Here is a 12,123-nt window from a genome sequence, read left to right as displayed (position 1 = left end):
GGCGGCTCAGCCCAGTCTGGCCGAGCCGCCGGGCACCAGCTTGCCCGCGAAGGTGCGCACCTCGGGCGGCAGCTCGGGATCGGCGACGCGTTCCAGCAGCATCGACACCGCGGCTTCCGTCATGCGGTCGACGGGCTGGCGAACCGTGGTCAGGCGGTAGCTCGCCCAGGCCGCAGGTCCCACGCCGTCGAAGCCGACCACCGACACGTCGCGCGGCACGTCGAGGCCGTACACCTCGCGCGCGGCGTCGATCGCGCCGATCGCCATGAGGTCGTTGGCGCAGATCACCGCGTCCAGCGCGTTGCCGCTCTGCGTCATCAGCCGTCGGAAACCCTGCGCGCCGCTGTCATGGTCGAACGAGCCACCCGTGACCGCGGGCGTCAGCCCCGCCGCGCCCAGCCGCGCCCGCGCCGCCTCCACGCGGCTCCGGCCGACCGTGTTGTCCTCCGGCCCGCAGATCAGGCCGAAACGCCGGTGGCCGCCCGCGAGCAGCCGGTCGACCAGCATCCGCTCGCCGCCCGGCGAGTCGCAGGCGACGCTGGGCACGGGGTCGGGCCCGTCCGACAGGCGGTTGTAGAGGACCACGGGCACGCGGTGGCGCTGGAACGCCCTGAGCTGCGCCGCCTGGAGCCGCGCCGCCACGATCGCGCCGTCGACACGGTAGCGCCACACCTGGTCGAGCGCGGCGTCCACCTCGTCCTCCGTCTCCAGCGCGAAAAGGAGCACGCGGTTGTCGCTGGCGTTCAGCCGCCGCGACAACCCCGCCAGCACTTCGGGATAATAGAGGTTGGTGAGGTTGGAGATGAGCACGGCGACGAGGTTAGACCGCTTCGCTTTCAGGCCTGAAGCGATGGCGTTGGGCTGGTACCCCAGCTCGCGCGCAGCTTTCAGCACGCGCGCGCGAGTCTCGGGGGCGATGCTGCCGCCGGGCCGGAAACAACGCGACACCGCCGACTGCGACACGCCCGCCGCCTGCGCCACGTCGTAGGAGGTGGGCTGCCGAGCCTGATCGTTCCTGGGCGACGCTCTACCCGACATCCCTCCCGATTAGCATGTGACCCGCAGCCTCGCCACCGTTCACGTTGCGGGCTGATCGGAGACTAGGGAAGCGCCCCGCGTGATACCAAACTGCGTCGGCGCAGACGAGCGGGTGCCCGCTCGTCGGAGGCCGGCTCATCTTCGTGATCGTCGAGATCGAGCTTCATGGCCGCCCGGCGACTTAGCTGTCCACGAGCCTATCTTCGCTTGCGAGCACCATGAGCGCTGACCGGTCGTCGAGACCTGCACGTGATCGACGACGTGCCGACCCGGCTCCGTGGAGACGAGCGATGGGCCACTCGCCGCTGGACCTCGCCTTTGCTGGTCCGGCACACGGAAGAGGGTCTCGATCTGGTCGACTGCGGCGACTGCGTCATCGCGCCGGCTTGCGGTCTGACCGGAGTGCTGGCTGAAGCGCTGACCGCGTTTATGGCCGTGCTCGACCGCTACACCCTGGAGGACTTGTTGGTCCGACGTGTCGACATGCTTGCGCTGTTCCCGCCGAGAGCGGCGTAGACCCGGATGCGGACGTTCGGTCCCGCTTGGGACGCCCCTGAAACCGGACGCTCGTTCACGCGTACCGCGCGGCCTGGCCTGTCCGCTTGCATCTAAACATCGCAGCATGAGAACCGTCTTGGCGGGCTCCCTGCACGACGACGATCGCCAAGAAGCGGCCGAGCGCCGGGACCTGCTACCGCTGAGCCGTGCTGCATCGTCTTCCTTTCTGGCTGCAAAGCGGCGCGACGCGCACCCGCGCGTTGATCTGCTAGCGGGGGCGCATGCCTGAGCTCCCCGCCCAGCCCGTCCAGCTCACCCTTCCCGCCGGTGCCGTTCGCGGCGAGCAGCGCGGCGCCGTGGAGCGTTTCACCGGCATACCTTATGCCGCACCGCCGGTGGGCGCGCACCGCTTCGAGCCGCCCCGACCCGTCCGGCCCTGGACCGGCGTGCGCGACTGCACCGCGCCCGGTCCGAACGCGCCGCAGCGCGGGCGGGGGCTGCCGGGCCTGGACGTCGCGCCGCTGATCGGGTCGGGCTGGACGCCCGGCGGCGACTACCTGACGCTCGACCTGCTCCGCCCCGCCCACGGCGCGAGCGGCCTGCCGGTCATGGTGTGGATCCACGGTGGCGGCTTCCTGGTCGGGTCCAAGAACGCGAGCGTGCAGGACGGCGCGACCTTCGCGCGCGACGGCGTGGTCTATGTCGCGATCAACTACCGGCTCGGCGTGGACGGTTTCCTGCCCGTGCCCGGCGTGCCGACCAACCTGGGACTGCGCGACATGATCGCGGCGCTCGGATGGGTGCGCGACCACATCGCCCTGTTCGGCGGCGACCCGGACAACGTCACCGTGTTCGGCGAGTCGGCTGGCGCGATGGCGATCGCCGACCTCGTCAGCTCCCCGCTCGCCGCCGGCCTGTTCCGCCGCGCGGTCATCCAGAGCGGCCACGGCGCGATGACGCGGGAGATTCCCGTCGCCCAGCGCCTCGTCCGCAAGCTCGCCAAGCTGCTCCGCGTCGCCCCCGACCGCGCCGGCTTCGCCTCCGTCGCGCCGGGCGACGCGCTGGACGCGGTGGAGAAGATATCGCTGCCCACCACGCGCCTCAACCTGCGGGGGAGCGACGGCCGCGAGCCCGTGTTCGGGATCAGCCGCTTCGTCCCCGTCCACGGCGACGACGTGCTGCCGGACCGCCCGCTGGAGGCGTTGAAGAAGGGTGCGGGATCGCAGGTGGACGTGCTCATCGGCACGAACGCCGAAGAGATGAACCTCTACCTCGTGCCCACCGGCGTGCGGGAGAAGGTCGGCCGCGCGCTCGCCTGGCTCGTGCTGCGCCGTTCGCAGCCCAATGCCTGGGCCGTGCTCAAGGCGTACGGTCTCGGGCGGGACCGGCCCGGCCGCGTGCTGGCGCGCGCGCTCAACGACCTCGTCTTCCGCTGGCCCGCGCGCCGCTTCGCCGAGGAGCATCAGGGCCGCACCTGGATGTACGAGTTCGACTGGCGCTCGCCCCGCTACGGCGGCGAGCTCGGCGCGGCGCACGGCGTGGAGCTGCCTTTCGTCTTCGACAGCCTCGCCAGCTGCACGGGCCCGGAAGGGCTCCTGGGCGAGGACCCGCCGCAGGAGCTCGCGACCCGCGTTCACCGGATCTGGGTCGAGTTCGCCCGCGACGGCACGCTGCCCTGGCCCGAGTTCACGCGCGAGAGTCGGCACGTCCACCAGCTTGGCCAGGACCGCACGGTGGACGAGCCGGTCATGCCCGCCGCCCGCTTCCTGCCCTGAAGGATCATCCCATGTACTTGGACCGCTTCCGCCTCGACGGCCGGACCGCGTTCGTCACTGGCGGCGCGCAAGGGATCGGCCTCGCCTGCGCCGACGCGCTCGCCGAGGCCGGCGCGCGCGTCACGATCGCCGACCGCGACGCCGCGCTGCTGGACCGCGCGCTCGAGGAGCTCCGCGCCAAGGAACATCCCGCCGACGGCGTCGTCCTCGATGTCACGCGATCGAACCAGGTCACGGAGGTCGCCGACCGGCTCGGACCGCAGGACGTGCTCGTCAACAACGCCGGCATCGCGCGCTCGGAGACGCCCGCCGAGGAGGTGGCGGACGAGCACTGGCTCAACGTCCTCGACGTGAACCTGAACGGTACCTTCTGGTGCGCCCGCGCCTTCGGCCGCCACATGCTGGCGGCGGGCAAGGGCAGCATCGTCAACATCGGCTCCATGTCGGGCTTCATCGTCAACCGTCCCCAGCCGCAGAGCTATTACAACGCGTCCAAGGCCGCCGTGCACCAGCTCACCCGCAGCCTCGCCGCCGAGTGGGCGCCCCGCGGCGTACGGGTGAACGCGGTCGCGCCCACCTACATCGCGACGCCGCTCAACGCCTTCGCCGACCGCACGGGCGAAATGTACCGCCGCTGGATCGACGGCACGCCCCAGGGCCGCCTCGGCGAACCGGAGGAGGTGGCGAGCGTGGTCCTGTTCCTCGCCTCCGACGCCGCCAGCCTCATGACGGGCAGCATCGTACTCGCCGACGGCGGCTATACCTGCTGGTGAGCCCCGCCGATCGGCCAAGCCTCCGAGCCGATCGGCAAAGCCGTGCGACCTTTCTGACAGGTACTCTCGCCTGCTAGGACCTTTCTGACAGGTGGGCGTCGATCCACCGCCGTTGGAGAGACCTGCATGCGCCTGACCGCCCTGTTCGCCACCACCGCCCTCGCGCTCGCCGCGGCGCCTGTCTGGGCGCAGGACAGCCAGGGCGCGCAGTCCAGCGACCAGGGCACGCCCGCCGATCCGCAGATCGACGCGGACGCGCCGACCTCGCCCGCGCCCAGCGACATTGTCGTCACCGCCCGCCAGCGCGAGGAGTCGCTGAAGGACGTGCCGATCGCGGTCACCGCCATCTCCGGCGACGCGATCAAGCAGCAGCAGATCGTGCTGGTGCGCGACGTCGCCGCCTACACGCCCGGCCTCAACATCAACTCGGACTCCGTCACGCGCGCGCAGCTGTCGATCCGCGGCATCGGCACCACGCTGATCGACACCGTGCAGCCGGGCGTCGGCATCTTCATCGACGGCATCTACCAGCCCAACACCACCTATCTGAACACGCCGCTCGTGGACGTGTCTCGCGTGGAGGTGCTGCGCGGGCCGCAGGGCACCTTGTTCGGCAACAACACGCTGGGCGGCGCGATCAACGTCATCACCCGCCAGCCGTCGAACGAGTGGCGCGGCCGCGTCGACGGCGCGCTCGCGACGGGTGACAACTTCGCCACCGTGTCGGGCAGCGTGTCGGGGCCGATCGTCCCCGACCTGCTCCAGTTCCGCGTCGCGGCCGGCTACACCACCGCCGACGGCTTCGCGCGCAACGTGCTGGCGGGCGGCGACCAGAACCCGCTGGAGACCGAGAGCGTCAACGCGACGATCCGCTTCCTGCCGGCGTCCTGGGCCACGTTCACCGTCAACGGCAGCTACGACAAGGTGTTCGGCGGGCAGACGCCCTACTACCCCGTCCGTGGCCCGCGCGATTATTCGCTGGAGGGCCGCACCAACCAGCGCAGCCTGGCGACCGTCGAATACTATGCGGTGAACGCCAAGGGCGAGTTCGAGATCGACTCGCTGAACACCACCGCCACGCTGATCGGCGCCTACAACCAGAGCGACACGGAAGGCGCCAGCGACGGCGATTTCGGCCCCGTCGACTTCCTGCGCAGCACCAACCGGCGCACGCTCAAGACCTATACGGGCGAGGCGCGCTTCGACACACGCTGGACCGACGCCTTCTCCACGCTCGTCGGCGTGTTCTACAGCCGCACGACCACCGACTCCTCGGGCACCACACGGATCGTGCCCCTGAACTTCACGGCCCCCGTCGCCGCGGACTCGAAGAACGAGAACGTCGCCGTGTTCGGCACGGGCTTCCTCGAGCTCGGCGACGGCCTCGATCTGGCGGTCGGCCTCCGCTACGACTGGCAGACGCTCGACGCGTCCACCGCGGGGCTCCCCGCCGCCTACAAGGACGAGAACCTTCAGCCCCGCGTCACGCTGACCAAGCGCTGGAACCCCGATTTCATGACCTACCTGTCGGTCGCGCGCGGCGTGCGCGGCGGCGGCCAGAACGGTCCGGGGGCGCCCAACCTCGTCTACCGCTCGGACAAGGTGTGGACCTACGAAGCGGGCGCCAAGACCACCGCGTTGGGCGGACGGCTGTCGGCGGACGTCGCCGTCTTCTATAACGACTATAAGGATTTTATCGGCTCCAACGCACTGGCGCCGTCGACCATCCGCAACCCGGCGACCGGCCAGCCGGTCGGCTTCGTCGCCGTCAACCTCAACTCCGGCGACGTGAAGAGCTACGGCGCGGAGGCCGAGCTGAGCTTCCGCGTAACCGACTGGTGGCGCGTCTACGCCAATGCGACGCTGCTCAACGCGCGTGTGAAGGACGCGACCGAGTTCCGGCGGATCACCGGCTATGATTATCCGGGCGACCGCATCCTGTTCGTGCCCGACGCCAACTACACGATCGGCTCGAACGTTGAGGTGCCGTTCCGCGACGATCAGCGCCTGTTCTTCGACGCGAACGTGATCGCCAAGGGCGACCGCGTCGGCGGCTCGCTCGACGTGAACTCGATCCCGCTGCTCGAGCCCTACTACCTCGTCAACTCGAGCATCGGCTGGCGCAACGACAAGTTCGAGGTCGCCGCCTACGCGACCAACCTGTTCGACGAGGAATATATCGAGACCTACGTCGACGCCTCGCTGCTCCGCCGCGCCGGGCTGCCCGCCCCGCTCCAGAATAACGTCGCCATCCAGGGCCTGCGCCGTCGCGTCGGCGTGCGCGGGACCGTGCGGTTCTAGCGCCATGCGCCACGACCCGCTCCCGCCCCGCGCGCCGCTCGACCCGGCGTTCCTCGCCCGCCTCGTCGACCGCTTCGGCGTGCAAGCGCACCTCACCGACGCCATGCGCGAGCAGCACGGCCGCTCCGAGGCGCATTTCACCCCCATGCTCCCCGACGCCGTCGTGTTCGCGCGCTCGACGGAGGACGTGGTCGACCTCGTCCGCCTTTGCGGGCAAGCGGACGTGCCGATTGTCCCCTTCGGCGCGGGCACCTCGATCGAGGGCAACACGCTCGCGGTGCGCGGCGGGGTGAGCGTGGACCTGTCGGAGATGAACGCGATCCTCGAAGTGAACGCCGAGGATTTCGACTGCACCGTCCAGGCGGGCTGCCGGCGCGAGGAGCTGAACCTGCACCTGCGCGACCAGGGCCTGTTCTTCCCGATCGACCCCGGCGCCAACGCCACGATCGGCGGCATGGCCTCCACGCGCGCCAGCGGGACCAACGCCGTCCGGTACGGCACGATGCGCGAGGCGGTGCTGTCGCTGACGGTGGTCACGCCCGACGCCCAGGTCATCCGCACCGCCCGCCGCGCGCGCAAGTCGGCGGCGGGCTACGACCTAACCCGCCTCTATGTCGGCTCCGAAGGCACGCTCGGCATCATCACCGAGGTGACGCTCCGCCTTCATCCAATCCCGGAGACGATTTCGTCGGCCGTGTGCGGTTTCGACACGCTGCAAGGCGCGGTCGACACGGTGGTCCAGTCGATCCAGCTCGGCGTGCCGCTCGCCCGCGTGGAGATCCTCGACGAGGCGCAGATCCGCGCCGTCAACCGCTGGTCCAAGCTCGACCTGGCCGAAGTCGTGACGCTGTTCTTCGAGTTCCACGGCTCGCCCGCGGGCGTGGCCGAGCAGATCGAGAATGTCGGCGCATTGGCGGCCGCCAATGGCGGAAGCGACTTCAGCTGGTCCAACCGGCCCGAGGAACGCGCCCGGCTCTGGAAGGCGCGTCACGAAGCCTATTACGCCGCGGTCAACATGCGTCCCGGCGCGGTCGGCTGGACCACCGACGTGTGCGTACCGATCAGCCGCCTGCCCGAGTGCATCCTCGAGACGCGCGCGGACCTGGAGCAATCGTCGGTGCCCGCCACCATCCTGGGCCATGTCGGCGACGGCAACTTCCACGTGATCTTCTCGGTCGACCCCGCAGCACCCCACGAGATGGAGGAGGTGGAGCGGATCAACCGCCGCCTCGTCGAGCGCGCGCTCCTGATGGACGGCACCTGCACCGGCGAGCACGGCATCGGGCTGGGCAAGCAGGACTGGCTGGTGGCGGAGCTGGGCGACGCGGTGGACGTGATGCGGACGCTCAAGCGGGCGCTGGACCCGAAGGACCTGTTCAACCCCGGCAAGATCTTCGCCCTGTGAGCACCAGCGGCCCCGCTCTCCACCCGCCTCCGTCACCCCGGACTTGTTCCGGGGTCCATCGCTGTCCGGACGAACCGCCCGCGAGCGTGGGGGCAAACGGTCGTGCGCGCCCGCAAACGGATTGCGCGGACGACGATGGACCCCGGAACAAGTCCGGGGTGACGACTAGGTTCTAACGTCGACCACTTCCCCCTACGGAACCCCTTTCTGATGGCCACCGCAGCCCAGACCGCCCCCATCCCCGCCCGCGCCGCCTGGCCGCTCGCCGTGCTCGCGATCGCCATGGCCTCCGGGTTCGCCGCGCTGGGCTCGTTCGGCACGGTGACCGAGCCCGCCAAGGCCGATCTCGCGCTCAGCGACCACGCGCTGGGTCTCGTGCAGGGCGTCAGCGGCGCGTTGCCGCTGGTGCTCTTCTCCGTGCCCGTCGGCATCCTGGTCGACCGCTGGAACCGCGTGCGCCTGCTGTTCGCGCTCGCGGTGGTCTGGACGGCGGGCACGCTGATGACCGCCTACGCGTCCGGGACCGGGTCGCTGCTCGTCGCGCGCATGCTGACGGGGATCGGCACCACCGGCGCGCTCACCGCCGCGCTCTCGCTCGGCGCCGACCTCTGCACGCCGGAGCGGCGCGGCCGCGCGATGACGGTCGTGACCTTGGGCAAGACGGTCGGCATCGCAGCGGGCTTCGCGCTGACGGGCGCGCTGTTCGGCCTGTTCGGCGACGGCGCGCTCGGCCTCGTGCCCTGGCGCGCCGCGCACCTGGCGCTTGCGGGGCTGCTGCTCGTCTCCCTCCTGCCGCTCCTCACGCTGCGCGAGCCGCCGCGACGCGAGGTCGCCGCCGCCGCGGGCGCGCCGCTGCGCGTCGTCGCGGGCGAGCTGCGCGCCCGCGCCGCCTTCCTCGTGCCGCTCTTCATCGGCCAGGTCAGCGTCGTCATGGCCGACCATGCCGCCCTGGTCTGGGCCGCGCCCGTGCTCGGCCGCGAGTTCGGGCTCCAGCCCGACCAGTTCGCCGGCTGGATGGGCGCGCTGATCCTCGGCACCGGCCTCGGCGGCGCCGTGCTGGGCGGGCTCGCCGCTGATTGGGGGCAGCGCGGCGGCCGGCGCGGGGGCGTCCTGCTCGGTGCGGTCGTCGCCGCCGCGATCGGTGCGCCCGCCGCGATCTTCCCCGTCGCGGGCGACGTGACGCTGTTCGCGATATTGTTCGGGACGCTCGTGCTCTGCGGCACGATCACGGGGCTGATCACCTCCGTGGCGATCACGACCCTGATCCCCAACGAGGCGCGCGGGCTCACCGTGGGGCTGTTCGTCGCGGTGGCCGGCCTGATCGGCTTCGGCATCGCGCCCACGCTGGTGACCGCGGTGAGCGAGCTGCTCGGCGGCGAGGCTCATCTCGCGCCCGCGCTGGCGATCGTCGGCACGGTGACCGGCGTCATGGCCGTGCTCGCGTTCGCGCTCGCCGTGCGCAACGCCCCGACCTCCGCGACCGAGCACCTATCCGACAGGTCTTGACCTACCTGTCGGATAGGTCCAAGCTGATCGTCGTACACAAGCGCGAGGCCGGGGACGAATGGCGAAGCACAGGATCGAAGTCTCGCCGGAGATGCTGTCGTTCGTCGGCTCCGGCACCGTCGCGCCCGAATGGCCCGACGACCGGCTCGTCCTGCTTTTCACCGGCCTCGACGCCTCCGCCCCTGCGCTGGTGACCGCGACGCGCGACCCCGACCCCGCGGAGCTGTCGGAGGCCGCGCTCGTCTTCGCCGTCGCCGAGACCGCCTGCCGCCGCCTGTTCGGCCTCTCGCCCGACCTGGACACGCCCTGGCACCTGCCCGCCGACCTGCGCGCGATCGCGCTGGCGGTGCGCGATTGTTCGCTGCCCGAACCCGCCCGCGAGACGATGCGCCTCGCCAAGAGCATCGAGCTGCTCTGCGCCGTCTTCACCGCACTCGGCGAGGGCGCGCTCGTTCCCGCCGACGGCGCCGGCGAGCTTCGCGAGGGCGATGCGGTGCGCATCGTCGCCGCGCGCCGCCTGGTCGACGAGCGCTGGCACGAGAAGCTGACGCTGGACGCGATCGCCCGCGCCTGCGGCCTCAACCGCGCCAAGCTCACGCGCGGCTTCCGGCTCATGTTCGACTGCTCGGTCGCCGACGCGCTCGCCGAGAACCGCCTCGCCGGCGCGCGCCGCCTGCTGCTCGCGACCGACCTGCCCGTGTCGTCGATCGGCTATCGCTGCGGGTACAACAACAACGCCAGCTTCACCCGCGCCTTCTCGCGCCGCTGGGGCGTGCCGCCCACCCAGCTGCGCCAGCTCGAGGTCGCGGCGTGAGCACGGCCGCCCGCGCCGTCACGGAAGGCGGCTCGCTCGTCGACCACGCGCTCCGCCGCGTCCGCGAGCACATCCGCGCGAACGACCTCAAGGTCGGCGACACGCTGCCCGGCGAGGGCTGGTTCGCCGCCGAGCTGGGCGTGAGCCGCGCCGTGATGCGCGAGGCGTTCGGCGCGCTCGCGGCGCTCCGCGTCATCGACGTCGCCAACGGCCGCCGCGCGCGCGTCGGCGCGATCGACGGCTCGGTCATGGGCACGTCGATGGACCACGCAGTCGCCACCGCCCAGGTGTCGGTCGCGGAGGTCTGGGACGTCCGGCGCACGCTCGAGCTCCGCACCGCCGAGCTCGCCGCCCAGCACCGTTCCGAGGCCGACGCCGGCGAGATCGCCCGCCACGCAGACGCGATGGCGGCGGCGGGCGACGATCTGAGGGAGGTCACGCGCCACGACATCCGCTTCCACCAGGCGATCGCGCGCGCCGGCGGCAACGCGCTATTCCACCAGATCGTCCGCTCCTTCGAGCCGTTGATGACAGTGGCGGTACCGACCGCCTGGCGCACCCGCGTCACGCCCGAGCAGCGCGAAGCCATCCTCCGCCAGCACCACACCATCGCCGACGCGATCCGATCGCGAGATCCTCACGCCGCTGGTCATGCGATGAGCGACCATTTTGATGCCTCGATCGGCGACCTTTTTGCGCGCTGACAATGGGGAGCGCCGATCCGACCAGCCGCCCGGGCGACCACGCCAGGGCGGCGCGGCCTCACACGAATGGTTTGGACTTGAGCGCCCGCTTCTGACAGCCTCCGCTGATCGCGGATCGAAAGGCGATCGTTGATCAAAGGACGGCCCGAGCGCGCCAACAACGTCGCCGCCTTGCGTCTACTGGCGCGCCGCCGACTGCCGCGACCCATATTCGACTATATCGATGGCGGCGCCGACGACGAGCGGTCGCTGCGTCGCAACGAAACCGCCTTCGCCGATTACGAGCTCGTCCCCGACGTCCTCAACGACGTGTCCGCGATCCGAACGGGAACGACGGTCTTCGGCCAGCCGTCGCGCTGGCCGCTCATGCTGGCCCCCACCGGCCTCACCCGCATGTTCCACGACCATGCCGAGCTGGCGGTGGCGCGCGCCGCGGCGCGGCACGGTCTCGTCTACGGCCTTTCGACGATGGGCACCACGCGGTTGGAGGATCTCGCCCACGCCTTCGACGGACCCAAGGTCTTCCAGATCTACATCTTCAAGGATCGCGGGCTGACGGCGGAGTTCGTCGCGCGGTGCCGGGAGGCGGGCTTTCACGGCTTGGCGCTCACCGTCGATACGCCTGTCGCCGGCAACCGCGAGCGCGATCGGGTGAGTGGGCTGTCCCTACCCCCGCGGCTCACCTGGCGGTCGATGCTCAGCTTCGCGCTCCACCCGTCCTGGTCGCTGCCGGCGCTGACGGGCAAGAAGTTCGACCTGGCGAACGTCAGCCACAAGATCGACGCGCTGGCCGGCGGCCCGATGAGCCTATTCGACTATATCGGCGGGCAGTTCGACCGCTCGGTCACGTGGCGCGACGTCGAATGGCTCGCGCGGGAGTGGAACGGCCCGCTCGCGATCAAGGGGGTGATGACGCCCGAGGACGCGCGCCGATCGATCGCGTCGGGCGCGACGGGCGTGATGATCTCCAACCACGGCGGCCGCCAGCTCGACGGCGCGCCCGCACCCGTCGACCAGATCGAGGCGGTTCGCGAGGCGGTGGGCGGCGGCCCGGACGTCATCTGCGACGGCGGTGTCCGCCGAGGCTCGGACGCGGTCAAAGCGATCGCGCTGGGCGCTACGGCGTGCTCGATCGGGCGGCCATATCTTTACGGCTTGGCGGCAGGCGGCGAGGCCGGGGTCGACCGTGTACTAACGCTACTTACCGAGGAGTTCGAGCGCACCTTAACGCTCGCGGGCATCAATGACGTCGCGGCCATCGCCCGCCGCCACGTGCGAAGGCGTTTCAACTGAGGCAGACCGGCGATGT

Annotated in this window: 10 protein-coding genes; 9 read left to right on the top strand and 1 reads right to left on the bottom strand. The window is 71.0% G+C overall.

The genetic code is table 11. The annotated features are described in order from the left end of the window. Window positions 1-6: 6 nt before the first annotated feature. Window positions 7-1,038 (bottom strand): LacI family DNA-binding transcriptional regulator, encoded by a 1,032-nt coding sequence (locus CKY28_RS08765; protein ID WP_095997964.1) that lies wholly within the window; start codon window positions 1,036-1,038, stop codon window positions 7-9. A gap of 249 nt (window positions 1,039-1,287) precedes the next feature. Here CKY28_RS08765 and CKY28_RS08760 point away from each other — a divergent pair, with 249 nt between their 5' ends. The 9 genes from CKY28_RS08760 (at window position 1,288) to CKY28_RS08720 (ending at window position 12,107) form a co-directional block, all read left to right on the top strand. Further along, window positions 1,288-1,554: a hypothetical protein gene (locus tag CKY28_RS08760; protein ID WP_342747157.1), complete on the top strand. Its 267-nt coding sequence runs from the start codon at window positions 1,288-1,290 to the stop codon at window positions 1,552-1,554. Between the two features lie 263 nt (window positions 1,555-1,817). Next, window positions 1,818-3,311 carry a carboxylesterase/lipase family protein gene (locus CKY28_RS08755; protein ID WP_095997963.1) on the top strand — a complete coding sequence of 498 codons (1,494 nt, stop codon included), beginning with the start codon at window positions 1,818-1,820 and terminating at the stop codon, window positions 3,309-3,311. 11 nt (window positions 3,312-3,322) lie between these two features. Continuing rightward, a complete protein-coding gene (locus tag CKY28_RS08750) occupies window positions 3,323-4,084 on the top strand; it encodes an SDR family NAD(P)-dependent oxidoreductase (RefSeq protein WP_095997962.1) in 762 nt (253 codons plus the stop codon). Window positions 4,085-4,210: 126 nt separating this feature from the next. Next, window positions 4,211-6,385 carry a TonB-dependent receptor gene (locus CKY28_RS08745; protein ID WP_095997961.1) on the top strand — a complete coding sequence of 725 codons (2,175 nt, stop codon included), beginning with the start codon at window positions 4,211-4,213 and terminating at the stop codon, window positions 6,383-6,385. Between the two features lie 4 nt (window positions 6,386-6,389). Then, complete coding sequence (locus tag CKY28_RS08740; protein ID WP_095997960.1) at window positions 6,390-7,790, top strand: FAD-binding oxidoreductase; 1,401 nt, start codon at window positions 6,390-6,392, stop codon at window positions 7,788-7,790. Between the two features lie 210 nt (window positions 7,791-8,000). After that, a complete protein-coding gene (locus tag CKY28_RS08735) occupies window positions 8,001-9,296 on the top strand; it encodes an MFS transporter (RefSeq protein ID WP_095997959.1) in 1,296 nt (431 codons plus the stop codon). 58 nt (window positions 9,297-9,354) lie between these two features. Then, window positions 9,355-10,110: a helix-turn-helix domain-containing protein gene (locus tag CKY28_RS08730; protein ID WP_095997958.1), complete on the top strand. Its 756-nt coding sequence runs from the start codon at window positions 9,355-9,357 to the stop codon at window positions 10,108-10,110. Then, complete coding sequence (locus tag CKY28_RS08725; protein WP_095997957.1) at window positions 10,107-10,814, top strand: FadR/GntR family transcriptional regulator; 708 nt, start codon at window positions 10,107-10,109, stop codon at window positions 10,812-10,814. Before CKY28_RS08730 ends, CKY28_RS08725 begins: the two co-directional genes overlap by 4 nt. 129 nt (window positions 10,815-10,943) lie before the next feature. Further along, the gene (locus CKY28_RS08720) at window positions 10,944-12,107 is read left to right on the top strand and encodes an alpha-hydroxy acid oxidase (RefSeq protein WP_245841734.1); all 1,164 of its coding nucleotides are present in this window, start codon (window positions 10,944-10,946) and stop codon (window positions 12,105-12,107) included. Window positions 12,108-12,123: the final 16 nt, after the last annotated feature.

The organism is Sphingomonas lenta, assembly GCF_002288825.1.
In the GTDB taxonomy this organism is placed as follows: Bacteria; Pseudomonadota; Alphaproteobacteria; order Sphingomonadales; family Sphingomonadaceae; genus Sphingomonas; species Sphingomonas lenta.
Note: the sequence above shows the minus strand (reverse complement) of the source record. Positions and strands in the feature narration are given on the sequence as shown.

Excerpts from the sequence above, each read along its gene's own strand:
- CKY28_RS08765 (WP_095997964.1), bottom strand. The coding sequence starts at position 1,038 with ATGTCGGGTAGAGCGTCGCCCAGGAACGATCAGGCTCGGCAGCCCACC.
- CKY28_RS08740 (WP_095997960.1), top strand. The coding sequence starts at position 6,390 with ATGCGCCACGACCCGCTCCCGCCCCGCGCGCCGCTCGACCCGGCGTTC.
- CKY28_RS08730 (WP_095997958.1), top strand. The coding sequence starts at position 9,355 with ATGGCGAAGCACAGGATCGAAGTCTCGCCGGAGATGCTGTCGTTCGTC.
- CKY28_RS08745 (WP_095997961.1), top strand. The coding sequence starts at position 4,211 with ATGCGCCTGACCGCCCTGTTCGCCACCACCGCCCTCGCGCTCGCCGCG.
- CKY28_RS08750 (WP_095997962.1), top strand. The coding sequence starts at position 3,323 with ATGTACTTGGACCGCTTCCGCCTCGACGGCCGGACCGCGTTCGTCACT.
- CKY28_RS08735 (WP_095997959.1), top strand. The coding sequence starts at position 8,001 with ATGGCCACCGCAGCCCAGACCGCCCCCATCCCCGCCCGCGCCGCCTGG.
- CKY28_RS08755 (WP_095997963.1), top strand. The coding sequence starts at position 1,818 with ATGCCTGAGCTCCCCGCCCAGCCCGTCCAGCTCACCCTTCCCGCCGGT.